Below are 26,446 nucleotides of genomic sequence, written 5' to 3' on the forward strand. Positions count from 1 at the left end.
GACAATGACTTAGTGCTAAGGATATTAATCTATGACATGACAATGTTCTAAAGTTATTATTTTGATCTATCTAAGATATATCTAATATAACCAATAGATTTTAAATTGCTGATAATAGCAAGGGAGAGGCCATATGAAGAGCCTGATTATAAATCAGTATTCCACCATGCATGCTTTGATGTCAGGGGTATTTGATGGAATGTTTGCAATAGCAGAAATCAGTCAAGGCGGCTCATTTGGTATTGGTTGCTCACATGCGCTGGCAGGTGAAATGATCGCACTGGATGATACCTTTTTTGAAATTCAGGGAGCAGGTAATGTACGTCGGTTTAGTGAGTATGACCAGCTTCCTTTTGCTCAGTTGACATACTTTAATCCCAGTGAGCAGTTTCCCGTTTCGGATATCAGCAAAAAAGATCTTTATTCAGAATTGTCGGCTCAGGTAAATATTGATAATATTTTTGCTGCTGTAAAAATTGAAGGAATATTTAAAAAGGTCTGGCTACGTCGGACTAATTATCAGAAAAAACCATATAAGACTTTTATTGAAGCGATTGTCGAACAATCAGAAGAAACATTACACAATGTCTCTGGTGTGTTGGTTGGTTTTTGGACGCCTGATATTTTTCACGGTATTTCTGTTGCGGGGTTTCATATTCATTTTATCGATGATGAACGAAAAAATGGTGGGCATGTTTTTGATTTTGAGTTGCAAAGTGGTCTGTTAAGTTATGAGCCAAAACAGAATATAAATATTCATTTGCCAGATAATAGTGAATATATTAATGCTGATCTCACTGTTAATGATTTGGATGAAGCGATCAGAAAAGCAGAAGGCTGATTAAAAATTCATTGTTTTATTATTTATTCATGGAGGGAAAGCTCGAAATTTCTCCCTCCATTATATTATTAATTATTTAATTTTTAGAGTGGTTGTATATTCAACAGGAACCCAGTCATATTTTTGTTGATTCTGACGAAGATGACCTATCCCCGGGAATGGCAAATGAGCGGCACCAATTAGCCATTTTTCATCTGACGCTTTTTTAAAGATCGATTTACGTGCTTCAATGGCTTTATTGTTATCTATATCAAATTCAATCGAAACTTCCGGATGTTCCAATTGTACTGCGTAAAAATGTATCATATCCCCCAAAATCAGCATGTTATTTTTACCTGAATTCAGCAGGTATGAAGTATGCCCCGGGGTATGACCAGAAGTCGATATTGCTTTGATACCGGGGATAATGTTCTCCCCGCTTTGAAAAGTACGCAGTGCTTTTTTTGCAACATACGGTTCGATGGCATTCAATGTTTGAGTGATAAATGAACGATTTATTTCAGTGGCTGAAGCGATGGTTTCAGGTGCTTGCCAGAAGTTTTTTTCTTCCTCAGAAATATATAGGGTCGCATTCGGGAATACAATTTCACCACTCGGGGAGGTGATGCCACAGGCGTGATCCGGGTGCATGTGTGTCAGTAATATTGCTTTAACCGATTCTGGCTGATAACCAGCGGCACGGATATTATTCACAATATTTCCCGCAGTAGGGCCAAAGCAATTGCTGCTACCCGCATCAATCAATATCAAACCTTCTTTGGTGTTGACAAAATAGGCTGTGATCGCGGTTTGAATACCCTCTTTATTTTCAATCTGGAACGTCCGTGTAATCAGACTTTTGATATTGTTGATATCAAGCCCTTTCAATAAAGAAGGAGAAAGGTCAACATAGCCATCATAAACAGCTGTCACCATTAAATCGCCAAGCATATGGTGGTAATAACCGGGCACCTGATTTACAGGTTGCTCAGCAGGTTTGGCCAATGCGGTGGGGGTCGCTGTTGTTGTTATGAGACCTGTTAGTGCTAATGTTATTGCGAGATATGATGTTTTTAAAATATTTTTCATTATGTGCTCCGAAGAAATTTAACGGAATAAAATGGTATTAATTTATGCAGCTTTAAAATTATTTCAGGGAAATAGAGTAGGGAGATAAAATAAAATCCTGATAAATTAATTACAGAGGATGATATAAAATAAAAAAATAAATAACATGGGTTTATTGAGTCAAAAATAGATCTTCCATTATTAAAAAAGATAATTTTTTTGATAAGTTATTTTTTACGTCAGTCATATTCTTGTTCAAACATTCTTGCTCCTGTTCCCGTTTCTCCCAGAATATCATTTGGGTTGCGCAACGGGCATTCTGTCAGGGAAAGACATCCACAGCCAATGCAACTATCCAGATAGTCGCGTAGATGGGTTAATTTTGTGATGCGTTGTTCCAGCGTATCTCGCCATTGTGAGGAAAGTATGCGCCATTGTTCGGCTGTCAGTTTACTGTTAGGAGGGAATTGGCTAAGGACTTTCTGTATTTCTTTTAATGGGATGCCGGTGCTTTGTGCGACTTTGATGATTGCGATGTAACGCAGTACAACAGCGGGAAAGCGGCGCTGATTTCCTGAATTACGTGAACTTTTTATTAATCCTTTCGATTCATAAAAATGCAGTGTTGATATCGCCACTCCACTACGTTTTGCTACTTCTCCAACCGTTAATGCCCTATTAATATCAATATGCTTATTTTTTTCCATTTCTATTGACCTCAGGTTAACTAGAGGTTTTATAGTGATATTTGATTTTTTTGTCAAATTTAAAAAGGTTGTATTGTTATTACATATTTTGAAAAGGGTTGTATTTTTTATTTTTATTTCATCTGTGCCTATCAGCATTATTGTTTTTCTTCTTCAATATATGACTGTTATTGAAATATAACGGATATAAACAGAATATTTATCGACAGGAGCCATTATGGTCAGCCAAATTCTTCCGAAGTCACCTTCCCTTTTCCCAGCGCATTCAGCCAGGCTTCCATTGACACTTATTTCTCTTAATGACTGGGGATTGGTTACTGTTACGGGGATGGATAGCCAGAAATATCTTCAGGGGCAACTGACTGCCGATATCAATATTCTGGCTGAAAACCAGCATGTCCTGACGGCTCACTGTGATGCCAAAGGAAAAATGTGGAGTAGTCTGAGGTTATTCCATCGTGATAAAGGATATGCCTATATTGAGCGTCGCAGTGTAATTGAGATACAGCTTGCTGAATTAAAGAAATATGCGGTGTTCTCTAAAGTTGTGGTGGCTGAGGAAACGGAAAGTCTGTTATTCGGCGTTGCGGGTGAAAATTGCCGGACTGCATTGGCAGTATTTTTCCCTGTTTTACCAGATGTGAATAATACGGTTATTCAGCATGGTGCGACTACGTTACTTTATTTTTCATCACCGCAGGAGAGATTTTTATTAATCACAGATACTGTGATGGCCGCAGAGTTAATGGAAAAATTTCCGGCGCAGCTAAGTGGTAGTGAACAGTGGCTGGCATTAGATATAGAAGCTGGTTTTCCAGTGATTGAGGCTGCTGTCAGCGCACAGCTCGTTCCTCAGGCTGTTAATCTCCACAATATTGAAGGTGGTATTAGTTTTGAAAAAGGGATGTACATGGGGCTGGCGACAATTGCCCGCACCAAATACCGTGGTGTTAACAAACGGGCCATGTATTGGCTGGCCGGTGATTCCAGTTATCTTCCGGTGGTCGGGAGTGAATTAGAATGGCAGTTGGGTTCCCGTTGGCGTAAAACCGGAATGATCCTCTCTTCCCTCAGATTGGCAGATGGTACCGTTTGGGTTCAGGCAGTACTGGGTAATGAGATGGAGGCTGGCAGTATATTCCGTTTGCCGGGAGATGCCGGTTTTTTGTTTACCCTTAAAAATTAGTTAATTTTTAAGGGCTTTCCAATGTCTCAAATTTCAAAATCAAGCCAGGTCGGAATATTTTTATTACCTGCAACGACGCTGTTTTTAATTTTATCCAGCGATAAATCAGGGTTACACAGTAGTATGAATTCCCAGAGATAGTCACGTTGTAACTGGCCATGTTTAACTGCCATCCAGACCGTGTTGGGGGAGAAAAGGTGACGGGCCTTGAGTGTGACTAAATCTGGATCAAGGTTATGCTGGCTGGCAGTTTCAGCAACTATTCCGATTCCCAGCCCCAGTTTTACGTAAGTTTTGACTACGTCAGAGTCCTGCGCACTGAGGACGATATCTGGGTTGAGCCGCGCATTGTGAAATGCTTTATCAATCTGAGAACGCCCGGCAATACCATATCGGTAAGTGACTAATGGGTAAGTTGCCAGTTGTTCCAATGTAATATCAGTGCTCCAGACCAGTTCATGTTCCGCAGGAACCAGTAAAGAGTGATGCCAGTCAAACCATGGAAATGCAGTAATATTGCTATTCTGGGTCAGCATTTCTGATGCAATACCAATATCTGCCTCACCGTTAAGTAACATTTTCATGATTTCTGTGGGCGAACCCTGATTAAGTATTAACCGGATCCCCGGATAGATTTCACGGAATACTTTTATCACTTGGGGAAGGCTATAACAGGCTTGGGTATGAGTAGTGGCAATGGTCAGTACTCCCTGATGCTGTCCGGTAAAGTGTTCAGCTAATCGTTGAGCCTTGTCAGCATCATTAAGTATGCGGCGCGCAATGGTCAGCATCTCTTTGCCCGGCTCTGTCAGCCCAAGGAACCGCTTACCATGACGAATGAATAACTCAACACCTAACTCTTCTTCCAACTCGCGAATATGACGGCTAATGCCTGATTGTGATGTATAGAGCACTTTTGCCACTTCCGTCAGGTTAAAATGGCAGCGTTCTGCTTCACGGATAATTCTTAGCTGTTGAAAGTTCATTGCACCAAGGTTGTCAGAAAAATATTTCGTCAATATAGAAATATATTCTCTGGCTAGTAAATAATTTAATTATAAAAGTTATTCTTTTAAGTAATAAATAAATTGTGAATCATGAACCAATAGTAATATACCTGTCGCGCATTACACGCTGTGTGTTGCGTTCTATTGCCACTTTTTAGATTTACAAAGTAAAAATATTTATTTCTCTTCATTCGCTTCGAGATTTAAAAATGAAATAACTGATTCTGATCCTGGCTGCATAAGTGGGGTTTCTATGCGTATTTTCTTTTTAGGTGGTAACCGGACATCGTTATCTAAGTCTCGTTTCCTGCCTTGGTTGCTACCGGGATTACTTGTTGTGTGCTGGCAAGTTGCTGGTTATGAAGGCTGGCTATCGGATCGTATATTGCCCCCACCTGAAAAGGTACTGCAAGCAGGATGGACGTTACTGCAAAACGGGGAACTCTGGAGCAATCTTTATATCAGTACCTGGCGTGCTTTGAGTGGGTTTGCCATTGGTGGCAGCTGTGGACTCGCATTGGGGGTGATAACGGGGTTGTCAAAAACCGGGGAACGCTTGCTGGATAGCACGGTTCAGATGTTGCGTAATGTTCCGCATTTGGCACTGATCCCGCTGGTTATTTTGTGGTTTGGTATTGATGAGCGTGCCAAAATATTTTTAGTTTCTCTGGGGACTTTCTTCCCTATCTACCTTAATACATCTCATGGGATCCGACATCTTGATCGGGGATTAATTGAGATGGCTCGTAACTATGGGCTTAATGGCTGGCGTTTGTTCTGGCAGGTTATTTTACCGGGAGCAATGCCTTCGATCCTCGTTGGTGTTCGTTTTTCACTCGGTTTAATGTGGCTGACCCTGATTGTTGCTGAAACTATTTCTGCTGATGCCGGAATAGGTTATCTGGCGATGAATGCCCGTGAGTTTTTGCAGACAGATATTGTGGTATTGGCGATTATTCTGTACGCGCTGCTGGGTAAACTGGCTGATATGGTGGCATATGGGTTAGAAGTCTGGTTACTGCGTTGGCATCCGTCATGGCAGACAGGAGGAAGAAACTCATGAAGCATCTGTCGTTAGTTCAGCAAGGGTTAAGTCTTACTCTGGAGGGTGTCAGCAAACAGTTTGGTGAGCGTGAAATCCTTAAATCTCTTAATTTATCCATCCCAAAAGGCCAGTTTGTGGCTATTGTCGGACGTAGTGGCTGTGGCAAAAGCACGTTACTACGCCTGCTGGCGGGGCTGGAATCTGTTTCCGCAGGTAGTCTGAGTGCTGACGGTGATCCCCTGAGTGCATCTGAAAGTGAAGTGCGGATGATGTTTCAGGATGCGCGTCTGCTTCCCTGGAAAAAGGTGATTGATAACGTCGGGCTGGGTCTTAGTGGTAACTGGAAATCGGAAGCACTGGCAGTACTGGAAGCTGTCGGTCTGGCTGATAGATCAAATGACTGGCCTTCGGCATTGTCGGGAGGACAAAAACAGCGTGTGGCTTTGGCTCGAGCGCTGATTCACCGCCCCCGTTTATTATTGCTTGATGAGCCGTTTGGCGCACTGGATGCCCTGACCCGTCTGGAAATGCAGCAGTTGCTAACGCGACTCTGGCAGCAGTATGGGTTTACCGTCATTTTAGTGACTCATGATGTTCATGAAGCCGTTCTGATCGCAGATCGGATCTTACTGATAGAGCAGGGGGAGATCGGTATGGATCTGGAGATCCCTCTTGGACGTCCCAGAACAATTACGATGCCAACGCTATCAGCATTGGAAGCTCAGGTTCTTGAGGCGATTATGGCACCGGGTGAGCAGGGGAAGCATGATCGCCATTCGGATTGGCTGCATTCCGGTAAAACGGGTAACCCTGAAAGTGCTGCCAGATAATCAGGCATCGTAATAATTACGAGCAATCATATAAAAGAAAAATAAATAAAAATCTATCCGCGACACTATCTATCAAGGAAAACACAATGACAGTTTATGGCAATAGTGACATTAATCTCTTCTGGTTCTTACCTACCCACGGTGAGGGGCGTTATTTAGGTACTGCCAAAGGTGGGCGTGCTGTTGATCTTCCTTACCTGCAACAAATTGCTCTGGCTGTGGATAGCCTTGGTTATCACGGTGTTTTGATCCCAACCGGAAGAGGCTGCGAAGACCCGTGGCTGGTGGCTTCTGCTCTGGTACCCGTCACCCGTAATCTGCGTTTTCTGGTCGCGGTACGACCGGGATTACAGCCACCTTCACTCGCTGCAAGAATGACTGCCACGCTGGACAGGCTTTCTGAGGGGCGGGTTCTTATTAATGTCGTGACCGGTGGTGATCCGGTGGAAAATAAAGGTGATGGTATTTTCCTTAGCCATGCTGACCGTTATCAGCTGACCCGTGAGTTTCTTGATATTTATTCCCGTATGCTGGCGGGTGAAAAAGTGGATTATCAGGGGAAACATTTACAGGTAGAAGGGGCAGAATTATTGTTTCCGCCTATCCAGAAAAATGGCCCTCCGCTCTATTTTGGTGGTTCTTCTGAAGATGCGCTTGATGTGGCAGCACAACAGGTTGATACCTATCTGACCTGGGGAGAGCCACCTGAACTGGTTGCGCAGAAACTACAACAGGTCCGTGAGCGCGCAGAGAAGCAAGGCCGGACACTGGAATATGGTATTCGTCTGCATGTTATTGTCCGTGAGACAGAAGAGGAAGCATGGGCTGCTGCTGATCGCCTGATTGCTCATTTGGATGATGAGACTATCGCTCAGGCTCAGAAAATTTTTTCCCGGATGGATTCTGCCGGACAGGCACGGATGAATTCACTGCATCAGGGTTCAAGGGATAATTTACGGATTGCGCCGAACTTATGGGCTGGTGTTGGTCTGGTTCGTGGTGGTGCAGGAACGGCATTGGTCGGAAGCCCTGAACAGGTAGCTGAACGGATCCGCGAATATCAGGCATTGGGGATCAGTAATTTTATTTTCTCCGGCTATCCTCACCTCGAAGAAGCACATCGGTTTGCCGAATTGGTCATGCCATTGCTGAAAATAGATTCAGTGCAGGTAAACAAGGCGAATTCAGCGCTCCGTTCTGCCAAAGCAGGCGCTTTTGGTGAAAGCATTGGGGGCGCTGAGCGGCCTGTCACAGAGGAACCTCAGAAAGAGTATGCTGAATAAAAGTGCTAGATCGTGGATAAGCAAGATTATCAAGCATGAAGACTGAAAGGGATAATTCAGGCATCCGTTGCCGCTCCCTGTATAGGGAGCATTGGCAAACGTAAAAATGGGGTTATCAATCGGTGTGGCTGTGGATTCGTCGTACTGAATAGTGATGATGGCCATTCGGATCTATCAGGGTACTCGTCAGGGATGACTTCAGACCCCAATCAGACGGTCAACTATGGTGTATTGACCGGAATATTATCTAAAGACCAGCTTGCACTACGAACATTTATTTTTACAGGCAATAATCTGAGACGGGTAAAGGTATCAGCAAGAACCTGTTGCTGGTTAAAAACAGTCGGAGTCATACGCTCAGCACCATAAGTAAAACGTGCAAGCGTCCGTTGCCAGATAGCTTTATCAAGTTTCGTGGCGTTAGCAAGAATGGTAGCAGCTTCGTCAGGATGCTGATTTGCCCAGTCACTGAGAACAACTAATTCCTGAATGATTTTTTCCGCTGTTTGCGGATAGGTATCAACAAATTTACGGCTGGCAAGATAGAACGTGTAATGAGGTACCAGCCCTTCACCATTAGTTATCTGGCGTGCTCCGGTATTGATTTCTACTTCGGACAGGAAAGGGTCCCAGGTAGCCCAGGCATCAATGGCTCCGCGCTGGAAAGCGGCACGGGCATCGGCGGGGGGTAAATAAACCGGTTTAATATCCTTATAGCTCAATCCGGCTTTTTCCAGCGCCGCGGCAAGCAGATAGTGCACATCAGAACCCTTGTTTAGCGCAACGCGTTTTCCCTTCAGGTCCTGAATAGTTTTAATGGCTGAGTCTTTCGGAACCACAATAGCTTCGGTTTTCGGGTGAGCAGGGGCGTAGGCGAGATAAACTAAATCGGCTCTTGCTGCCTGAGCAAAAACAGGGGGAACATCACCGGTTGATGCCAAATCGATACTGCCAACATTAAGCCCTTCAAGCATTTGTGGCCCGGCAGGAAATTCTACCCAGCGTACCTTGATACCTTCTTTTTCTAATGCATCATCCAGTGTTCCACGGGATTTTAGCAATGTAAAAATATTCGATTTTTGATAACCAATAGTAATTTGCTGAGGTTGTGTAGCCAGTGCATTGCCAGAAAGGGCGAGTAATAACAGTAAACTGCTAAAGCGTAATTTGTGTGCCATGCTTGATTTTCCTTGTTAACCGGATGCATTGATAGAGACGGGGATAACGGTATAGAAAGATAACAAAGCTGGTTTATGAATATTAAATAATAAAATTGCGTTTACTAGTGCTGATTTTGAATAACGACCAGTCAGACAGCTGTTTTCATATGAGGATGTGGATCGTGTCGGCGCGACTGCTGATACACATCCTCGAAGCAAAATTAAGCGGTTAAATCAACCTGCTGATTATCAATCAGGCGTGTTTTGCCTAACCATGCTGCCATCAGGATCACCGCTTTTTTACTCTGTGGAGTCAAGGGTTGCAGATTTTCTGCATCACAGATAAACAGCTCATCCGGTATAAAACCTTCTTCACGCAGATCCGTGGATATTATCTCAAGCAGTTGTTCAATATTTCGCTCGCCACTTTTCAGTTTTTCGGCGGCACGCTGCATAATCTGGTTTAATTGCGGCGCTATTTTTTTCTCTTCTGTAGAGAGAAGGCTGTTGCGTGAGCTTAAGGCCAGCCCCTTTTTATCACGGACGATAGGCACAGAAACCAGAGTGATATCATAAGCCATGTCAGTGATCATTTTGCGGATAATCTGTAACTGCTGAAAATCTTTTTCACCGAAATAGGCCAGATCCGGCTGGGTCAGGTTGAACAGTTTGCTGACAACCGTGGTGACTCCCCGGAAATGCCCCGGGCGGCTGGCACCTTCAAGCATATGAGAGAGTTCAGGGACTTCAACAAAAGTTTGGCTGCCATTCAAGCCATGCGGATATATTTCGTTGGCATTGGGAGCAAACACTATATCGACATTACGACGGCTCAGTTTTTCGCAATCTTCCTGTAGGGTACGCGGATAATTGACTAAGTCATCTTCGCGATCAAATTGCATCGGATTAACAAAAATACTCACAATTACTACATCAGCCTGAGCCTTGGCGGTATCAACCAGAGCCATGTGACCATCATGCAGATTACCCATTGTAGGGACAAAGGCAATTCGTTTTCCTGCCTGACGCCAACGGCGAATTTCACGGCGTAAAATGGGGATTGTTTCTATGATCAGCATTGCTCTACTCCTTTAATTAGCAGTCATAATTAGCAATCATGCTGGGTTATACTCGTTATTTTTCTGAAAACTTACTGTTTTTCTGGAAATCTCGCGGGTATAAATCAGTTGAATGAATGAGCTTGGTCAGGGTACGTGCCATTTTCTACCTGTTCGATGTACAGGCTGATGGCATCTCGTATGTTGCCGGTCTCTTTAAGGAAGTCCTTAGCAAATTTGGGTGGTTTGGCGGTAATGCCTAAAGCATCATGCATAACGAGGATCTGACCATCTGTATGGTTCCCCGCACCAATGCCAATAACCGGAATTTCCAGCGCTTCGGTGATTTTACGGCCCAATTCTGTTGGTACACACTCCAGCACTAATAGCTGCATGCCTGCTTTTTCCAAAGCGATGGCATCGTCGAGCAGTTGCTGAGCTGTCGCTTCATCACGCCCCTGAACTTTGTAACCTCCCAGCACATTAACGGCTTGTGGAGTCAGGCCCAGATGTCCGCAAACAGGCACAGAGCGCTCAGTCAGCATTTTTACTGTTTCACACAACCAGCTTCCGCCTTCAATTTTGACCATGTTGGCCCCCGAACGCATTAATTCAGCCGCATTATTGCAGCTTTGCTCCGGTGTGGCGTAGCTCATGAAAGGCATATCTGAGATGAGAAAAGTTTGGGGAGCACCGGTGCGGACGCTTTTGGTGTGGTAGGCAATATCTTCAACAGTAACCGGTAAGGTGGAATCAAACCCCTGAACGGTCATGCCGAGTGAATCACCAATAAGTATGACTTTGATGCCCTGTGCAGCAAAAAGGTGAGCGAAGCTGGCATCATAGGCTGTAATTGTTGCGAACTTACGTTTCTCTTTTTTTAACTGGCTAAGATGAGCCAGAGATGTGGGTTTCATTGTTATCTCCTGAATATTCATACCCGTTGTTGGGTATAGAGCCTTGTCCATTCGGGTATCTAAGCTGATACCCGCTGGAACAGGTTCTGATTATCCAGAAATAGGCCATGATTGTATGAGATATTGCGTTACTTTTCCTTCGTATACCCGTCGTCTTTTATGTTGTCTCTTTGTTGGCTGGGCAAATTCGCTGCCGACGAATTTGTCATTCCCTTGCTGCCTCGATACAACTTGAAATTCATTGGGTACAAAACTGCTGTGTTACAACCAAAACGTCAGGCCATTTTCTGGAACATGTTTTAATCGTTCTGCTAATGTTTCTTTATCAGGAAACACAAGATCCGGGGCTATTTCTGCCAGCGGATAAAGCATAAATTCACGCTGTTTTAAACCGTAGTGGGGAATGGTCAGGCGTTCAGTATTAATAATGTGATCACCGAACAGCATAATATCTAAATCAAGCGTTCTTGGCCCCCAACGTTCGTCTTTACGAACCCTACCTTGTGCCAGTTCTATTGCCTGAGTGTGATCAAGCAATATTTCCGGTTGTAAATTTGTATCTAATGCAACAACCAGATTGAGGTAATCAGGCTGATCCTGTGGCCCCATAGGCTTAGTCCGATAAAATGAGGAACGGTTAATAAACGTTGTATCAGGGATCGATTTAAGTGCAGCAAGTGCATTATTAACTTGCTGCAAGGGGGAGGCCAGATTACTGCCAATGGCGATATAAACCCGGGTCATACTAGTTGTTGTTCCTGTTATGACGAAGGTGGTTGCCACGGCGGTGACGGGTTCTGCGACGAACGGGCTCGCAGCCAAGCTCGGAGATCATGCCCCGCTGCTGTGATGCGGTAGATTGCTGGAATTCTGTCCACCAATGTACCAGTTCTTTCAGCTCATGGCGTGGCTCAATGCTGGCGCGTAATTCTAATAAATCGTAGGCTGCCCGGAATTTCGGGTGCTCCATTAATTTATTTGCCCGTTTACCCTGACGGCGCGGCAGACGAAGCTGCAACAGCCAGATATCACGCATTGTTGTGGTATGACGCTTCGGAATGGCGATAGAACGACACTGTTCATCAAGAATATCATTCATGGCCAGGGCGAAAGCATCGTAATACTGTAAGCCCCCTTCCTGAGTCAGCTTCTCGGCATGTTCAATCAGTGGATACCACAATATTGCCGCAAATAGGAAAGCCGGATTGACCCGTTTGTCGTTCTGGAGACGGTAATCGGTATTCTTTAATACCTGTTCCAGCAGTTTTTCCATCGGCGAATCACCGGACTGGGTGAAACTGCGCTGGATTAACGGGAATAGTGGCTCAAACAGCTGGTATTCACACAGTAGTTTATATGTGCTGTAACCGTGCCCTGATTGCAGTAGCTTCAGGGACTCTTCGAACAGGCGCGCTGACGGAATATCCCGTAGCAGGAATGCCAGACGAGGGATTGGCTCTGCCGTGTTCTTTTCGATGGTCATGTTGAGCTTGCTGGCGAAGCGGACTGCACGCAACATCCGCACTGGATCTTCCCGATAGCGGGTTTCCGGATCACCAATCAGGCGTATGATCCCTTTTTCCAGATCCGCCATTCCACCGACATAATCCCGTAATGCGAAATCTTCAATCCCGTAATAAAGGCTATTAATTGTAAAATCACGGCGTGCAGCATCTTCTTCCACAGAACCAAAGATATTGTCTCGCAATAGCATTCCGCTCTGGGCTTTATGAGACTGATTACGATCATTGCTTTCAACTTGTTCATGTGGCCCACGGAATGTGGCAACTTCAATAACATCCGGCCCGAACATAATGTGAGCGAGACGGAAGCGACGACCAACAAGACGGCAATTGCGGAATAATTTGCGAACCTGTTCAGGGGTAGCATTGGTCGCGATATCAAAATCTTTGGGTTTTTTATGCAACAGTAAATCACGGACACCGCCGCCGACTAAATAAGCCTCAAAACCCGATTTATTCAGGCGATATAAAACCTTCAATGCATTATCACTGATATCTTTACGTGAAATAGAATGCTGTTCCCGTGGAATAACGGCAATTGGGGAATCAGAAGGTTTTGCCTTTCCGGATTTATTCTTCATTTTGATGTTTTCAGCATTTGATGAAGATGTGCGATTCACTCTGCGGCGTTTAGGCAGAGTGCTGCTCTTTTTATGAGCAGGATGGTCAGATATGGTGACTGGCCTTTCACTGGCTGCCTGTATTTCGCGTTTTATCTTGGTTTCGCGGATCAGCAAATTACGGCAGAAAGTTGCTACTCGGTTAAAAATGGTACACCTCGATAGTGACGGATAAAATTAAAACAAAAACAGCCGCTAATCATAACTTACTGGGCATTCTTTGAGAATGCTTGCAGTATCAATAGAAACACTTTATTTAAATTGTCCATTGATTATGTCCTGAGGCGGAACATGATTTATATTCCAGCCAATAATTGCCTGTTTTAGCAGTTGTTCCGTGGTGATATCCTGCCAGCCAGCAATCGTTGGCTGGTTTAAAAATGATAACGCTTCCACCAGCAATGGACGTGGATCATCAAGAGGGATCGGTTTTGCATGATTTTGCTTGGAAAGTTTATTTCCCTCTTTATTTAATACAAGAGGCAAATGTACATAATCCGGTGTTGTAAAATTCAGATACCGATATAAGGATATTTGGCGAACCGTAGGTTCAATCAAATCTGCTCCTCTGACAATTTCAGTGATGCCTTGATAGTTATCATCAATAACAACGACAAGATTATAGGCGAATAATCCATCTTTGCGATGAATAATGAAGTCCTCTTCAGCCATTTTTACCGGTACGGTAACATTACCTTGTAATTTGTCGTAAAAATCATACACAGGGTGATCCTGTTTCAGGCGAATAGCGGCATTATGGGCTGGCAGTTGTAGATGCTGGCAGTGAGCATCATAAAATCCGCCCAGCTGATGAATGCGCTGGCGGGTGCAGGTACAGTAATAACTGTTTCCCTGCTGCTGCAACTGAGCAAGTATCGCCCGATAAGCCTCATGGCGTTGGGACTGGTACAGCACTTCTCCGTCCCAGTGAAGCCCATAGTGCTCTAAGGCACGCAGTATTCTACCCGCTGAACCGGGAATTTCCCGTGGCGGATCAATATCATCAATACGCATCAGCCACTTACCGTGGTGAGCACGGGCCTGTAAATAGCTACCCAGAGCTGTCACCAGAGAGCCAAAGTGGAGATCGCCAGATGGGGATGGTGCGAAACGCCCGACGTATAATGAGGAGTGTTCGGATTCAGATTGAGTCATGTCAGGATCAGATGAAAGGTATATACGGCGCCTTTCAGCGCCGTACTCACCTACCCATTAGCCAGCCATTTGCTTTTCGCGAATTTCAGCTAACGTTTTACAGTCAATACATAAATCAGCTGTAGGACGCGCTTCCAAACGACGGATGCCGATTTCAACCCCACAGGATTCACAGAAGCCAAAATCATCATCTTCGACTTTTTTCAGCGTTTTTTCGATCTTTTTGATCAACTTACGTTCACGATCCCGATTACGTAATTCAAGACTGAATTCTTCTTCTTGCGCCGCACGGTCAACCGGATCAGGGAAGTTCGCTGCCTCATCTTGCATATGAGATACAGTACGGTCTACTTCATCCCTGAGTTGATTGCGCCATGCTTCCAGAATGAGCTTGAAATGCGTTAACTGGGCATCGTTCATGTATTCTTCGCCAGCCTTCTCTTGGTAAGGTTCTACCCCAGCGATGGCGAGAATGCTCAAGGACGAGGTTTTACGTTTTTGCCCTTCTTGCATAATGCTTCTCCTTACACACGCACTATCAAACGAGCCCCCTGACAGTAGGGGGAAAAAAATAGGCCGCTATAAATAGCAGATGACTGCGAGGTTGGCAATTATTCCTACCATTAGTTTTGCAATGGTGTGAAGACAGCCGTGTTTACTGCCTAAATATGCTGCAAAACTCACCTCGTCAGCATGATCTGTTTACAAATCATCCCATTGATACAAAAGGCAATTTGTGACTTAGAACCATCCTGTTTTCTGTCATGCTGGCCCCGTAACAGATTACTTCGACCCCTAAATTGCATGCTTGTTCCAAAAGAAAAGCATAATCGTGGTCAATATGTTTTGCTGCCATAACGTGACTAATGCCGGAATGTAGCACGGCAAAGCACAGGACAGCCCGCTGTCCCTGTTGTGCTATCAATGATAGTTCACGTAAATGTTTTTGCCCACGAATTGTCACAGCATCAGGAAAATAACCATTATTTCCCTGCAACAGGGTGACGGATTTCACCTCAATATAGCAGTTAACTTTTTGTTTTGACTCTAACAATAAATCTATCCGGCTTTTCTCTTTTCCATAGCCCACTTCACGGCTGACTTTTTCGTAACCGGATAATTCTGAAATGAGATCGTTTTCAATGGCCTGAAAAACCAGATCGTTGGCTCTGAGGGTATTGACACAAATCCAGTGCCCGTCCTGAGTCTGTGTCAGTTCCCAGCTATTGGGATATTTACGTTTTGGATTATCAGAGGTGGAATACCAAACGGTATCACCCGGTGTTGCGCATCCGGTCATTGCTCCGGTATTGGCACAGTGTATGGTCAGCGTTTCACCTTCCGGAGTCAGAACATCGGCCAGAAAACGTTTATAACGGCGAATTAATGTAGCGTGCTTTAGCGGTGGTGAAAATTCCATAAACTTTCCTTTATACCTGAACCAACAGTTTCATCATGACTTAACCTGCACGGAGTCACATGAACTAAAATTAAACGGAAACTGAAATTAAAGTCGCTAATGCTACAATGGCACCCATTGAAAGTTAATCATTATGGTGAACCTTTGTTATTACCCATTTATGACGTTGTGGACTCAGTCATAGCTCAGCTGGAAACTTCAAAACAGGTATTACTGCATGCCCCGACCGGTGCCGGAAAATCAACCGGACTACCGCTGGCAATTCTCAACAAGTCACGGTTTAGTGGGCGGATCATCATGCTGGAACCCCGGCGTATTGCGGCACGCAGTGTTGCGGAACGTCTGGCAGAACAATTGAACGAGCCTGTCGGCAGAACGGTGGGTTACCGGATGCGTCAGGAAACAAAAGTCAGTGTTCACACACGTCTTGAAGTTGTCACAGAAGGTATCCTGAACCGGATGTTGCAACAGGATCCTGAATTGAGTGATGTCTCTCTCGTTATCCTTGATGAATTCCACGAACGTAGCTTACAGGCCGATTTGGCTTTAGCACTGTTGTTAGATGTACAGGAAGGATTACGCGATGATTTGCGTATTCTGGTGATGTCTGCAACGCTGGATAACCAGCGCCTTTCTTCTTTATTACCAGAAGCACCGGTTGTGGTCTCCGAAGGTCGTAGTTATCCGGTAACGAGAAGCTATCATTCCCTGCCTGCTCATCTGCCTTTTGAGCAATCAGTGGCGTCAACAGTATTACGTTTGTTGCAGCAGGAGCCGGGGTCATTACTGCTGTTTTTACCCGGTGTGAGGGAAATTCAGCGGGTGCAGACTTACTTAGAAGAAAAAATCGGTAGCGATACATTATTGTGTCCGCTATATGGCGCGTTATCGTTAACAGACCAACGAATGGCGATAATGCCCGCTCCGGCCGGAAAACGTAAGGTTGTACTGGCGACCAATATTGCAGAAACCAGCCTGACTATTGAAGGTATTCGTCTGGTGGTGGACAGTGGTCTGGAACGTACCAGCCGGTTTGAACCCCGGACAGGATTAACCCGTTTGATCACTCAGCGTATCAGTCAGGCATCAATGGTGCAGCGGGCGGGGCGAGCCGGCAGGCTGGAAGCGGGCGTCTGCTGGCATTTGTTCAGTCAGGAACAGGCTGAACGGGCAGCGGAACACAGTGAACCTGAGATTTTGCATACCGACTTGAGTAGCTTGCTGCTTTCGTTACTACAGTGGGGATGCCGTGACAGTACTCAACTACGCTGGCTGGATAATCCACCACAGGCCGCACTGGCTGTTGCCCGTACTCTGCTTGTACGGCTGGGAGCACTGGATGATAAGCAGCAGTTAACCGCCCGTGGCTGGCAAATGACAGAATCGGGTTGTGAGCCTCGCTTAGCCGCCATGTTGTGTCTGGCTAAAGAGCAGTATGACAGACAGGATTCAGATCGGGGAATATTGGTAACGGCAGCAAAACTTGTCGCAATCCTTGAAGAACCACCACGTAGGGGACAGATGGATCTCACTCATTGCCTTAACACATTTCAACCGAACTGGCAGCAACGGTCAAAACAGTTACTCAGGGAACTGGCGGGTAATAATATGGCAAATGCTGCCGATAGTAATGTGAAGTATATACCTGAGTTACTGGTACAGGGCTTCCCCGACAGAATTGCAAAAAACCGTGATAATCTCGGGCGATTCCAACTGGCTACAGGTCTGGGAGCTATGCTTGCGCAGGAGGAGCCGCTTTCGGGGGAAACATGGCTGGTGGTTCCTTTATTGCAGCAGGGTAATAAGATGCCGGATGCACATATTTTGCTTGCATGTCCATTAGATATTGAGCAAATCATCCGGCAATATTCTTCTTTGTTTACAGAACAGACAGCTATTGAATGGGATGATAATAAAGGCACTTTGCGGGCATGGAAGAGACTGAAATGTGGACGATTGACAGTCAGATCACAGCCTTTGGCAAAACCTTCAGATGCCGAATTGCAGGAAGCTCTGCTGAACTGGGTTCGGCAGGAAGGTCTGGTAGCGCTGAACTGGTCACAGGAAGCATTGCAGCTGCGTGTTCGTTTACAGCGGGCGCAGGAATGGCTGCCGGAAACACAATGGCCTGCGGTTGATGATGAAGCGTTATTGGCTTCTCTTGAACAGTGGCTACAACCGGTGCTGGAAGGTGTGAGAAATTTGAAAGGATTGCAGCAGATTGAACTGTCAGCTGCTCTGGTGAGTTTACTTGACTGGCAGCAACGGCAAGTACTGGATAATGAATTGCCTACTAATTACACTGTGCCAACCGGAAGCCGGATTGGTATCGAATATTTTTATGATAAACCTCCCGTACTATCCGTAAAAATGCAGGAAATGTACGGAGAACAGCAAAATCCGGCTGTGGCAAAAGGGCGTGTACCTGTCGTTGTTGAGCTATTGTCTCCGGCTCAGCGGCCGTTGCAAATCACGCAGGATCTTGCAGCATTCTGGCAGGGGGCTTACCGTGAAGTGCAAAAAGAGATGAAAGGGCGTTATCCAAAACACTTATGGCCCGATGATCCGGCAAACACAGCACCGACAAGGCGGGTAAAAAAATATATTTAGTTATTAAATAAAGCATTTAACTGGAGAATTCGGTATGTCTGATGATGATCGTCAGCCAATCGGACGTAAGGGTAAAAAATCAAAACATCGTCGTGGGCGTCAGGCAAACAAACGTCATCGGCGGGATGACTATGATGATTATGAATATAATGATGTTGAAGACGAAAATGACACCGATGATGAGGAGGAACTCATGACGAAGAAAGGGAAGAAATCTCCTCAGGTAAAAAAAGGAAGTAAATGGATCTGGCTGCTGTTATTGAAAATCTTGATTGTGCTGGCAGTACTCATTGGCATATATGGTTTTTATCTGGATGGCAAAATCCGCCATCGCATTGATGGTAGAGTGTGGCAGCTCCCTGCGGCGGTATATGGCCGTATGGTAAATCTTGAACCCGGCATGAATTACAGTAAGGTCGAAATGATTCGGTTACTGGAAGGCATGCAATATAGGCAGGTGACTAAAATAACCCGCGCAGGTGAATTTGTGGTCAGAGGCAATAGCATTGAAATGCTGCGTCGGCCATTTGATTTTCCTGATGGCAAAGAAGGCCAGATTCAGGCTCGTCTGACTTTCGATGACAATCAGTTAACCAGTATTGAAAACATGGAGAACCAGCGCCAGTTTGGTTTCTTCCGTCTTGATCCAAAACTTATCACAATGATGCAGTCTGCGAACGGTGAGCAGCGTTTGTTTGTTCCACGTTCCGGTTTTCCTGATCTACTGGTTCAGACCTTACTGGAAACGGAAGATCGCTATTTCTACGAACATGGTGGTATCAGGCCACTTTCGATTGCTCGTGCTGCGCTGGAAAATCTGCTGGCAGGTCGTGCAGTTCAGGGAGGCAGTACCTTAACCCAGCAATTAGTCAAAAATTTATTCCTGACGAATAAACGGACTTTCAGTCGTAAAGCCAATGAAGCCTTAATGTCCGTACTGCTGGAGGCTCGCTACAGCAAAGATCGCATTCTCGAACTCTATCTGAACGAAGTTTTTCTGGGGCAGAGTGGCGATGAAGAGATCCGCGGTTTTCCGTTAGCGAGTCTTTACTATTTCGGCCGTCCGATTAATGAGCTGAGTCTGGATCAGCAGGCATTGTTGGTAGGGATGGTTAAAGGAGCTTCGTATTACAACCCGTGGCGTAACCCTAAAAGTGCACTGGAACGTCGTAATGTCGTATTGAAAATTCTCCAGAATCGAAAAGTGATTAATCAGGAGCTGTATGACCTGTTAAGTGCGCGTCCACTCGGTGTAAAATCGAAAAGCGCTGTGATAGCACCTCAACCTGCATTTATGCAGATGGTACGTCAGGAACTACGAGAAAAGCTGGGTGAGAAGATTGATGATTTATCCGGTGTCAAAATCTTCACTACATTAGATCCAGTGGCGCAGGATGCGGCTGAAAATGCGATAGAAAACGGTATTGCGGCATTGCGCAAAGATAAAAATCGTCCGGTGCCTAATCTGGAAGGTGCAATGGTTGTTGTTGACCGTTTCAGTGGCGAAGTCCGGGCAATGGTTGGAGGCTCGCAGCCACAATATCCGGGCTTTAACCGTGCTATGGATGCGCGTCGCTTAATCGGTTCGCTTGCCAAGCCTGCAACTTATCTGACTGCATTGAGTGAACCTGATAAATATCGCCTGAATACCTGGCTGGCGGATGAACCTATCTCAATACCTCAGGCGGGGGGGGAACCGTGGGAGCCGAGAAACTTCAGCCGTAATTTCAGCGAACGAGTGATGCTGGTTGATGCGCTGGCACGTTCAATCAACATTCCGACAGTCAATCTGGGGCTGGACGTGGGATTGGATCATATCGCCAATACCTTGGTGTTACTGGGCATTCCTGCTAAAGAGATTCAGAAAGTGCCGGCAATGTTGCTGGGAGGTATAAATCTGACCCCGATGGAAATGGCTCAGGAGTTTCAGACCATTGCCAGTGGAGGAAATAGGGCCAAACTCTCCGCACTGCGCTCTATCATTGCTGAAGATGGCACAGTGGTTTACCAGAGTTACCCACAGGCGGAAAGAGCCGTACCTGCTCAGGCAGCTTATCTGACGTTATATGGTATGCAGCAGGTTGTGGCACGGGGAACAGGCCGTTCTCTGACCGGAAAATATGGCAAATATAATCTGGCGGGAAAAACGGGAACCACCAATAACCTGCGTGATACATGGTTTGCCGGAATCGATGGTAAAGAGGTCGCTATTGTTTGGGCTGGATTAGATAACAATGAGCCGACCAAACTGACCGGAGCAACAGGAGCATTGAAGATTTACGAACGTTATCTGGCGAATGAGACTCCATTGGCGCTGGATAATCGTGCTCCGGAAGGTATTGTCGATATGTCAGTTAATGAAGATGGTTCTTTTAACTGCGAAGGTGGTGGTATCAGAATGTTACCGGTCTGGACCGATGATCCACAGGCGTTATGTCAGCAATCCGTACAGCAGCCAATTGAGGAGGGCCAAGAAGAGGCTCCGGGCTGGCTGAAAGAGATGTTTGGACAGTAAAGAGTTATCTTTAATAGGCTGTAATTACATGTAATTCCCCACTTTTACAGGTGGGGAATTTAATTTTGAAGCATATATCAAGATTCGAATAAACGTAGATCAAATGTTTGAAATGCATCATCTTTTGGGGAATATCCCAACACTTTTCTTGTTTCAGTTAAATCAAGGCGTTTAAAACGATTATCAGAAATGCCGTGAGCAATAAAAAACGTAATTTCTTCTGCTTCAATGGCACAAGTAATTAACTGAACTGCATCATCTGGGCTGAGCCATGCACTGAGGTCACGGGCAGTTTTCAGTTCGTGATTATCTTTAAATTCAAATGCACCTATGCGAATTGCAATGGAAGACAAACCTTTCTGGGTTGCAAAATAGGAACAAAGCGCTTCCCCAAAACATTTTGTTACACCGTATATATTGGCAGGTGATGTCGCAATATTGTCAGGTATTTGCTTATCTATCGGATACCCTTCAATCGTTTGTGCACTGCTGGCAAAAATAAAACGGCGGCATAGTGATTTGGCTGCGGCCTGAAGTAGATAATTTGTGGTTAAGATATTGGCAGGTAATAAATCTTCAAACTCTGCATTTGCATAAGGAATACCGGCGAGATGGATAATATTTTCTGCATCAGAAACTAATTCTTCGGCAACAGTGGGATTAGATAAATCAGCCAGTATGAAACAATGTGGGGCAGGAATGTGATAGTCAGGGTGTTTTTGATCTACAAGAGTGAAAATATAACGATCTTGCATTGCCAGAAAAAAAGTCCGTCCTATACGCCCACTTGCTCCAGTTAACAAAATAGTACGTTTTGACATTATTTTTCTTGATCCTGTCTAGTTTCAGATGAAATGTTGTTGTGATTTTATACACGAAATTTTTGACATATGTATGAAGTAAGCATATTTTAAATTTATTTTTCTCAGAAGTGATTATTTCTATTCTGTATGGTTTTTTAGTCCTGAATGCTCATAATCAAAGTATCATGGGTTATGATCCATTACAGGATATTTTTAGTAAAATATAAAAAATTTCAATTTATGAATATTATTATCTTATCTCTACTATTTATTACCGCTGCTTTATTACATGGCATCAGCGGTATTGGCTTCCCCATTGCCAGTACAACGGCATTAAGTCTATTTATGCCATTAAAAGAGGCCGTAGTTTTAGCCTTATGGCCAACATTATTGGTCAATTTGTTAAGTGTCATATCCGGTGGGAAAATTGGCCCGATATTACATAAATACAGTTTGCTGGCACTATTTTCCTTAGTCGGCAGTTTTATTGGAGCAAAACTTTTATTTCTGGTTAATCCGGCTTATTTGCAATTACTATTAAGTGGAATTATTGCATTTTACATTATCAATAGTATCCGTAGCACGAACCTCCGTTTATCTACAAATCCGGTTATTTTGTCACTATTCGGCTTGGTGGCGGGTATTATCGGTGGGGCGACAAATGCCATGTCACCTATATTGATAATGTGCCTGCTGGCAATGAGCAGTGATCGTCATGAAATCGCGCGGGCGGCTAATCTCTGTTTTTTGCTCGGCAAAATCAGCCAATTGATCGTATTACGTAACGAAGCCTTTGAACTATTCTCTTCGGATTATTTATGGCCAGTATTGTTACTGACCGTATTATCTGTCCTTTTTCTCTTTATTGGTACTCGTCTGAGAACTCGGATCAGTGCACAGCATTTTCGCTGGCTGATGCTTATTCTGTTGGGAGTACTGGCAGTAATGTCTGCAATTCAGGCGATACGGGTGTTGGTGTGAAGATTAACCTATAACACCGTAATAATAATTACGGTGTTATGGGAAACAGATTATTTCAGCTTAGCGAAACAACGAGCAGCAGCATCAATGGTACGCTGAATATCTTCCTCTGAATGAGCGATAGACATAAAACCGGCTTCGAATGCGGATGGTGCCAGATAAATGCCTTCATCCAGCATTAAATGGAAGAACTGTTTGAATCGTTCAACATCACATTTCATCACATCCTGATAGCAGGTAACGCTTTCCGCATCGGTAAAGAAAATACCGAACATACCGCCAACGTGGTTAATAACCAGAGGAATATCAGCTTTGGCAGCTGCATTTTTTAATCCCATTGCCAGTTTATCCGTCAGTTCACTCAGGCGTTGATGGACTCCAATTTGAGCAACTTCTTTCAGGCAGGCTAAACCTGCTGCCATCGCAATCGGGTTTCCGGAAAGGGTTCCTGCCTGATAAACAGGGCCGGTTGGGGCCAGTTTTTCCATAATTTCCTGACGGCCACCGAATGCACCGACAGGCATCCCGCCACCGATGATTTTTCCAAGAGAAGTGAGATCAGGCTTAACTCTGTAATATTCCTGTGCACCACCTAAAGCAACACGAAAACCTGTCATTACTTCATCAATAATCAACAGAGCGCCGAATTCATCACACAGTTTACGCAGCCCCGGCAAAAACTCAGGTTGCGGTGGGATGCAGTTCATATTGCCGGCAACTGGCTCGACGATAATACAGGCAATTTCTTCCGGGAATTTTTCGAATGCTTCACGCACTGAATTCAAGTCATTGTAGACACAGGTCAGAGTGTGTTTGGCGAAATCAGCAGGAACTCCCGGAGAATTTGGCTGTCCGATAGTCAGGGCACCGGAACCGGCTTTTACCAGCAGGCAATCCGCGTGACCATGGTAGCAACCTTCGAATTTGATGATTTTATCGCGCTGAGTATAACCACGAGCCAGGCGGATGGCACTCATCGTTGCTTCCGTGCCTGAGTTCACCATACGAACCATATCCATTGAAGGAACCAGCTCTGTTACCAGTTTTGCTATTTCTACTTCGGCAGCTGTAGGAGCACCAAAACTCAGACCACGTTCAGCAGCTTCAATGACAGCGTTGCGGATAGTAGGGTGATTGTGTCCCAGAACCATCGGTCCCCATGAACCGACATAATCGATATAGGCATTACCATCGACATCATAAAGATAGGCACCATTGGCGCTCTGGATAAATACAGGTGTACCGCCAACGCCATTGAAAGCGCGCACCGGAGAGTTTACACCGCCGGGGATAACGTGTTTTGCCTGAGAGTAAAGTGTTTCGGACTGGCTCATTAATCAATGCTCCTGAAAGACAACAGATATGTAGATTTGCCATTCTAAATCACCCTAATAGGTAAGCCAAATTAGAAGTAAAGGATAAGTATGTCTGGCAAAACTTGAACGAATCAGTCAGGTATTAGATAATCGTCGCTAACTGATCTGAAGGTTTATGCCCCCTATTGGGTATACAGTAACTTTCCGAGAATTTTTACCGGAAAACCGGACTGGAGTAAAAATATGAGCGATGATGCTGCATTACCTTTGCAGTTTACTGATGCCGCAGCCAACAAAGTGAAAGTATTGGTTGCTGATGAAGAGAACCCGAATCTGCGTTTGCGGGTTTATATTACAGGTGGTGGTTGTAGCGGTTTCCAGTATGGTTTCACTTTCGATGACCAAATGAACGAAGGTGATATGACAATTCAGAAACAGGGTGTTGAACTGGTCGTTGACCCGATGAGCTTGCAATATTTAGTAGGCGGCTGTGTCGATTATACCGAAGGTCTGGAAGGCTCCCGCTTTATCGTCACTAATCCGAACGCAAAAACGACTTGTGGTTGTGGCTCTTCTTTTAGTATCTGATTGGGTACATTGAACATTCTCATTTCAATGTATACACAATGGATTTCAAGATGCGTCGCGGCGGTAAGGGAGTTCATCCCCGGGAGCATAGATAACTATGTGACTGGGGTGAATGAGCGCAGCCAACAAAGAGGCAGCTTGAAAGACGAAGTGTATAAAACTTAAGGGCAACGTTCACGTTGCCCTTAAGGTGTTATCAAATTTATGGATTTTTCACGTTCAGTCATTTTTTCATTGCGCTTATTGTTCTAAGTAATTTCATTTATATAAATTTAATTATTAGAGGTAGATGGTAATTAAGTTTATTTAATGATTAAAAGTCAACTTCGTACATATAGTCCCCGAATTCTTTGAAATAAAGCTCTTGAGTTATCATAAAATCTTTATTTAATTCTTTGAGATAATTATCATCCCTCAATCCGAAATAGGGGGAGTGATGCATAAAGTGACCATAAATATTTTGACAATCTTTTTGATAACGCTGAGTATCAAGAATATGATGATGCCATATTTCATCTACTTCGATAGATGGAACAATTTTTATATTCTTGCCTTTATATTTATATAGAAGAAACATAAAATTTTTATACTGTTCCATTGCATCCTTTGCTCCCTCTTCTGTCCATACTTTAGCTATATTCGGGTCTTTTTGGGTGATTTTCTTAATAATCCACGTAAGATCAAGGAGTTTGACATTTTCAGTAAATTCTTCTTTTGTCATTTTAGTAATCCTTTTTATTTTACATAGATAACGCAGGAATAGGAGCTAATCCTATTCCTGTTTTTTATTTACAAAAAAAGTTTATGAGATTATTCACAGGCTGATGGTTTAGCTATTTTGCGTGTTCTTTTCATAATTAATACCTCTAATAACATAAGTTATTTTTGTGATATCAATTTTATATTAGTAATAATTACCAGTATAAAATCGATGTGTGGATTATAACCAGAAAAAAGAGATTTTAAAATATAAAAATAATGAAGCAGTAATGTTTGAGTTCTTATTTTTAAAACAGTGTTAATTGCTGACACAATTGCTCAGTTGCGAGAATAATCCTTGGTCCGGCACGGCTGAACCAGTCATCGTTGATGGTGACAATTCTGACATTTAACTGTGGTCGCCAGAATTCGGCTACTCGCTGTTTTTGATCTTCCGTTCCGCCCATCACGATGACTTCCGGTTTGCGCACCAGAACCTGTTCACGGTTAACCTGAGGCCACGGTACGGGGCTATCGGCAAAGATGTTTCTGCCTCCACATGCAGAAACAATTTCACTCTGAATGGTATGGCTGGATGAAGTGAAAATTGGATTTATACCAAATTGGATAAATACTGGTGTAGGGTTTGCTTTGGCATAAGTTTGTTTTAGCTGACTGAATTTTTGCCGGATATCCGCAGCGGCTTTTTTGGCTGTATCCGGATGTGAACTATAGGCTGCCAGCCGCTCTAAATCAGTGGCAACATCCTCTACTTTTTTCACATCAGAGTAAAAAATCGGAATACCGAGTGCAGCGAGTTGCTCCAGTGGCCTTTGTGGATTACCGCCGCGCCATGCCAAGATTAAATCAGGTTTCAGGGCGATGATCCGCTCAACATTGATACCCTGCCAGTTTGCGACCTGCTCCAGTTTTTTTGCTGCTTCAGGATAATCGGAGTAAGCACTGACAGCGACAAGCTGATCACCCATGCCTGCGGCATAGGCAAGTTCAGTGGTGGAGGGGGCAAGGCTGATAACACGGGACGCTGCTGCGTACAGTGGCGCACTGAAAACACTTAAAAAGCTATACAGCAGAAATAAGAATACCATCCAGACCGAGTGATAAGCGGTGGTTT

General features: G+C 44.4%; 24 protein-coding genes. 9 read left to right on the forward strand and 15 right to left on the reverse strand.

The window, feature by feature from the left end; translation table 11 throughout:
- Nucleotides 1-133 precede the first annotated feature (133 nt).
- Entirely contained in the window at nucleotides 134-841 is a 708-nt protein-coding gene (budA, locus tag AACX38_RS09690) for an acetolactate decarboxylase (RefSeq protein WP_099122415.1), read from the forward strand.
- A 72-nt stretch (nucleotides 842-913) separates the two neighbouring features.
- Here budA and AACX38_RS09695 read toward each other — a convergent pair whose 3' ends face one another.
- Complete coding sequence (locus tag AACX38_RS09695; RefSeq protein WP_228864101.1) at nucleotides 914-1,909, reverse strand: MBL fold metallo-hydrolase; 996 nt, start codon at nucleotides 1,907-1,909, stop codon at nucleotides 914-916.
- Nucleotides 1,910-2,127: 218 nt separating this feature from the next.
- Nucleotides 2,128-2,595, reverse strand: coding sequence for a redox-sensitive transcriptional activator SoxR (gene soxR / locus AACX38_RS09700; protein WP_099122416.1), 468 nt, complete (start codon nucleotides 2,593-2,595; stop codon nucleotides 2,128-2,130).
- Nucleotides 2,596-2,812: 217 nt separating this feature from the next.
- Here soxR and ygfZ point away from each other — a divergent pair, with 217 nt between their 5' ends.
- Nucleotides 2,813-3,781, forward strand: a complete 969-nt coding sequence (ygfZ, locus tag AACX38_RS09705; protein ID WP_228864102.1) for a tRNA-modifying protein YgfZ — start codon at nucleotides 2,813-2,815, stop codon at nucleotides 3,779-3,781.
- 26 nt (nucleotides 3,782-3,807) lie between these two features.
- On the opposite strand, the gene cbl is transcribed toward ygfZ, so the two are convergent.
- Nucleotides 3,808-4,767 carry an HTH-type transcriptional regulator Cbl gene (cbl, locus tag AACX38_RS09710; RefSeq protein WP_228864118.1) on the reverse strand — a complete coding sequence of 320 codons (960 nt, stop codon included), beginning with the start codon at nucleotides 4,765-4,767 and terminating at the stop codon, nucleotides 3,808-3,810.
- A gap of 274 nt (nucleotides 4,768-5,041) precedes the next feature.
- On the opposite strand from cbl, the gene ssuC reads away from it, so the two are divergent.
- The 3 genes from ssuC (at nucleotide 5,042) to ssuD (ending at nucleotide 7,946) form a co-directional block, all read left to right on the forward strand.
- On the forward strand, nucleotides 5,042-5,851 hold the full coding sequence (ssuC, locus tag AACX38_RS09715) for an aliphatic sulfonate ABC transporter permease SsuC (protein ID WP_099122419.1): 810 nt from the start codon (nucleotides 5,042-5,044) through the stop codon (nucleotides 5,849-5,851).
- On the forward strand, nucleotides 5,848-6,663 hold the full coding sequence (ssuB, locus tag AACX38_RS09720; RefSeq protein ID WP_228864103.1) for an aliphatic sulfonates ABC transporter ATP-binding protein: 816 nt from the start codon (nucleotides 5,848-5,850) through the stop codon (nucleotides 6,661-6,663). Before ssuC ends, ssuB begins: the two co-directional genes overlap by 4 nt.
- An 86-nt stretch (nucleotides 6,664-6,749) precedes the next feature.
- On the forward strand, nucleotides 6,750-7,946 hold the full coding sequence (gene ssuD, locus AACX38_RS09725; RefSeq protein ID WP_228864104.1) for an FMNH2-dependent alkanesulfonate monooxygenase: 1,197 nt from the start codon (nucleotides 6,750-6,752) through the stop codon (nucleotides 7,944-7,946).
- A 221-nt stretch (nucleotides 7,947-8,167) separates the two neighbouring features.
- Here the strand turns inward: ssuD and AACX38_RS09730 are convergent, their stop codons facing one another.
- The 8 genes from AACX38_RS09730 to sfsA form a co-directional block, all read right to left on the reverse strand.
- Nucleotides 8,168-9,124, reverse strand: a complete 957-nt coding sequence (locus AACX38_RS09730; protein WP_099122422.1) for a sulfonate ABC transporter substrate-binding protein — start codon at nucleotides 9,122-9,124, stop codon at nucleotides 8,168-8,170.
- Between the two features lie 203 nt (nucleotides 9,125-9,327).
- Nucleotides 9,328-10,185 (reverse strand): pantoate--beta-alanine ligase, encoded by an 858-nt coding sequence (gene panC / locus AACX38_RS09735; RefSeq protein WP_099122423.1) that lies wholly within the window; start codon nucleotides 10,183-10,185, stop codon nucleotides 9,328-9,330.
- A 104-nt stretch (nucleotides 10,186-10,289) separates the two neighbouring features.
- Nucleotides 10,290-11,081, reverse strand: coding sequence for a 3-methyl-2-oxobutanoate hydroxymethyltransferase (panB, locus tag AACX38_RS09740; protein WP_228858876.1), 792 nt, complete (start codon nucleotides 11,079-11,081; stop codon nucleotides 10,290-10,292).
- A 261-nt stretch (nucleotides 11,082-11,342) separates the two neighbouring features.
- Nucleotides 11,343-11,825, reverse strand: a complete 483-nt coding sequence (folK, locus tag AACX38_RS09745; protein ID WP_099109975.1) for a 2-amino-4-hydroxy-6-hydroxymethyldihydropteridine diphosphokinase — start codon at nucleotides 11,823-11,825, stop codon at nucleotides 11,343-11,345.
- 1 nt (nucleotide 11,826) lies between these two features.
- Nucleotides 11,827-13,185 carry a polynucleotide adenylyltransferase PcnB gene (gene pcnB, locus AACX38_RS09750; protein ID WP_228864119.1) on the reverse strand — a complete coding sequence of 453 codons (1,359 nt, stop codon included), beginning with the start codon at nucleotides 13,183-13,185 and terminating at the stop codon, nucleotides 11,827-11,829.
- Nucleotides 13,186-13,476: 291 nt separating this feature from the next.
- The gene (gene gluQRS / locus AACX38_RS09755) at nucleotides 13,477-14,379 is read right to left on the reverse strand and encodes a tRNA glutamyl-Q(34) synthetase GluQRS (RefSeq protein ID WP_099122426.1); all 903 of its coding nucleotides are present in this window, start codon (nucleotides 14,377-14,379) and stop codon (nucleotides 13,477-13,479) included.
- 57 nt (nucleotides 14,380-14,436) lie between these two features.
- Nucleotides 14,437-14,892: an RNA polymerase-binding protein DksA gene (gene dksA, locus AACX38_RS09760; protein ID WP_099109972.1), complete on the reverse strand. Its 456-nt coding sequence runs from the start codon at nucleotides 14,890-14,892 to the stop codon at nucleotides 14,437-14,439.
- 196 nt (nucleotides 14,893-15,088) lie between these two features.
- On the reverse strand, nucleotides 15,089-15,799 hold the full coding sequence (gene sfsA / locus AACX38_RS09765; protein ID WP_228864105.1) for a DNA/RNA nuclease SfsA: 711 nt from the start codon (nucleotides 15,797-15,799) through the stop codon (nucleotides 15,089-15,091).
- 99 nt (nucleotides 15,800-15,898) lie between these two features.
- Here sfsA and hrpB point away from each other — a divergent pair, with 99 nt between their 5' ends.
- The gene (gene hrpB, locus AACX38_RS09770; RefSeq protein ID WP_228864106.1) at nucleotides 15,899-18,409 is read left to right on the forward strand and encodes an ATP-dependent helicase HrpB; all 2,511 of its coding nucleotides are present in this window, start codon (nucleotides 15,899-15,901) and stop codon (nucleotides 18,407-18,409) included.
- A gap of 34 nt (nucleotides 18,410-18,443) precedes the next feature.
- Nucleotides 18,444-20,924, forward strand: coding sequence for a bifunctional glycosyl transferase/transpeptidase (gene mrcB, locus AACX38_RS09775; RefSeq protein ID WP_228864107.1), 2,481 nt, complete (start codon nucleotides 18,444-18,446; stop codon nucleotides 20,922-20,924).
- A gap of 77 nt (nucleotides 20,925-21,001) precedes the next feature.
- Here the strand turns inward: mrcB and AACX38_RS09780 are convergent, their stop codons facing one another.
- A complete protein-coding gene (locus AACX38_RS09780) occupies nucleotides 21,002-21,745 on the reverse strand; it encodes an NAD-dependent epimerase/dehydratase family protein (RefSeq protein WP_228864108.1) in 744 nt (247 codons plus the stop codon).
- Nucleotides 21,746-21,967: 222 nt separating this feature from the next.
- Between AACX38_RS09780 and AACX38_RS09785 the strand changes: the two genes are divergently transcribed.
- Nucleotides 21,968-22,708: a sulfite exporter TauE/SafE family protein gene (locus AACX38_RS09785; RefSeq protein WP_228864109.1), complete on the forward strand. Its 741-nt coding sequence runs from the start codon at nucleotides 21,968-21,970 to the stop codon at nucleotides 22,706-22,708.
- A gap of 50 nt (nucleotides 22,709-22,758) precedes the next feature.
- Here the strand turns inward: AACX38_RS09785 and hemL are convergent, their stop codons facing one another.
- The gene (hemL, locus tag AACX38_RS09790) at nucleotides 22,759-24,042 is read right to left on the reverse strand and encodes a glutamate-1-semialdehyde 2,1-aminomutase (RefSeq protein ID WP_228864110.1); all 1,284 of its coding nucleotides are present in this window, start codon (nucleotides 24,040-24,042) and stop codon (nucleotides 22,759-22,761) included.
- 225 nt (nucleotides 24,043-24,267) lie between these two features.
- Here hemL and erpA point away from each other — a divergent pair, with 225 nt between their 5' ends.
- The gene (gene erpA / locus AACX38_RS09795) at nucleotides 24,268-24,612 is read left to right on the forward strand and encodes an iron-sulfur cluster insertion protein ErpA (protein ID WP_099109965.1); all 345 of its coding nucleotides are present in this window, start codon (nucleotides 24,268-24,270) and stop codon (nucleotides 24,610-24,612) included.
- 313 nt (nucleotides 24,613-24,925) lie between these two features.
- Here the strand turns inward: erpA and AACX38_RS09800 are convergent, their stop codons facing one another.
- Together AACX38_RS09800 and btuF are read right to left on the reverse strand one after the other, a co-directional pair.
- A complete protein-coding gene (locus tag AACX38_RS09800) occupies nucleotides 24,926-25,333 on the reverse strand; it encodes a glycine-rich domain-containing protein (RefSeq protein ID WP_228864111.1) in 408 nt (135 codons plus the stop codon).
- A gap of 286 nt (nucleotides 25,334-25,619) precedes the next feature.
- A complete protein-coding gene (gene btuF / locus AACX38_RS09805) occupies nucleotides 25,620-26,420 on the reverse strand; it encodes a vitamin B12 ABC transporter substrate-binding protein BtuF (protein ID WP_228864120.1) in 801 nt (266 codons plus the stop codon).
- Nucleotides 26,421-26,446: the final 26 nt, after the last annotated feature.

It is taken from the genome of Xenorhabdus sp. PB30.3 (genome assembly GCF_963895965.1).
Classification (GTDB): domain Bacteria; phylum Pseudomonadota; class Gammaproteobacteria; order Enterobacterales; family Enterobacteriaceae; genus Xenorhabdus; species Xenorhabdus stockiae.

Excerpts from the sequence above, each read along its gene's own strand:
- budA (WP_099122415.1), top strand. The coding sequence starts at position 134 with ATGAAGAGCCTGATTATAAATCAGTATTCCACCATGCATGCTTTGATG.
- btuF (WP_228864120.1), bottom strand. The coding sequence starts at position 26,420 with ATGGTATTCTTATTTCTGCTGTATAGCTTTTTAAGTGTTTTCAGTGCG.
- mrcB (WP_228864107.1), top strand. The coding sequence starts at position 18,444 with ATGTCTGATGATGATCGTCAGCCAATCGGACGTAAGGGTAAAAAATCA.
- hrpB (WP_228864106.1), top strand. The coding sequence starts at position 15,899 with ATGCTACAATGGCACCCATTGAAAGTTAATCATTATGGTGAACCTTTG.
- panB (WP_228858876.1), bottom strand. The coding sequence starts at position 11,081 with ATGAAACCCACATCTCTGGCTCATCTTAGCCAGTTAAAAAAAGAGAAA.
- AACX38_RS09780 (WP_228864108.1), bottom strand. The coding sequence starts at position 21,745 with ATGTCAAAACGTACTATTTTGTTAACTGGAGCAAGTGGGCGTATAGGA.
- hemL (WP_228864110.1), bottom strand. The coding sequence starts at position 24,042 with ATGAGCCAGTCCGAAACACTTTACTCTCAGGCAAAACACGTTATCCCC.
- AACX38_RS09785 (WP_228864109.1), top strand. The coding sequence starts at position 21,968 with ATGAATATTATTATCTTATCTCTACTATTTATTACCGCTGCTTTATTA.
- AACX38_RS09730 (WP_099122422.1), bottom strand. The coding sequence starts at position 9,124 with ATGGCACACAAATTACGCTTTAGCAGTTTACTGTTATTACTCGCCCTT.
- ssuB (WP_228864103.1), top strand. The coding sequence starts at position 5,848 with ATGAAGCATCTGTCGTTAGTTCAGCAAGGGTTAAGTCTTACTCTGGAG.
- gluQRS (WP_099122426.1), bottom strand. The coding sequence starts at position 14,379 with ATGACTCAATCTGAATCCGAACACTCCTCATTATACGTCGGGCGTTTC.
- ssuC (WP_099122419.1), top strand. The coding sequence starts at position 5,042 with ATGCGTATTTTCTTTTTAGGTGGTAACCGGACATCGTTATCTAAGTCT.
- dksA (WP_099109972.1), bottom strand. The coding sequence starts at position 14,892 with ATGCAAGAAGGGCAAAAACGTAAAACCTCGTCCTTGAGCATTCTCGCC.
- ssuD (WP_228864104.1), top strand. The coding sequence starts at position 6,750 with ATGACAGTTTATGGCAATAGTGACATTAATCTCTTCTGGTTCTTACCT.
- cbl (WP_228864118.1), bottom strand. The coding sequence starts at position 4,767 with ATGAACTTTCAACAGCTAAGAATTATCCGTGAAGCAGAACGCTGCCAT.
- erpA (WP_099109965.1), top strand. The coding sequence starts at position 24,268 with ATGAGCGATGATGCTGCATTACCTTTGCAGTTTACTGATGCCGCAGCC.
- AACX38_RS09695 (WP_228864101.1), bottom strand. The coding sequence starts at position 1,909 with ATGAAAAATATTTTAAAAACATCATATCTCGCAATAACATTAGCACTA.
- pcnB (WP_228864119.1), bottom strand. The coding sequence starts at position 13,185 with ATGAAGAATAAATCCGGAAAGGCAAAACCTTCTGATTCCCCAATTGCC.
- sfsA (WP_228864105.1), bottom strand. The coding sequence starts at position 15,799 with ATGGAATTTTCACCACCGCTAAAGCACGCTACATTAATTCGCCGTTAT.
- ygfZ (WP_228864102.1), top strand. The coding sequence starts at position 2,813 with ATGGTCAGCCAAATTCTTCCGAAGTCACCTTCCCTTTTCCCAGCGCAT.
- folK (WP_099109975.1), bottom strand. The coding sequence starts at position 11,825 with ATGACCCGGGTTTATATCGCCATTGGCAGTAATCTGGCCTCCCCCTTG.
- soxR (WP_099122416.1), bottom strand. The coding sequence starts at position 2,595 with ATGGAAAAAAATAAGCATATTGATATTAATAGGGCATTAACGGTTGGA.
- panC (WP_099122423.1), bottom strand. The coding sequence starts at position 10,185 with ATGCTGATCATAGAAACAATCCCCATTTTACGCCGTGAAATTCGCCGT.
- AACX38_RS09800 (WP_228864111.1), bottom strand. The coding sequence starts at position 25,333 with ATGACAAAAGAAGAATTTACTGAAAATGTCAAACTCCTTGATCTTACG.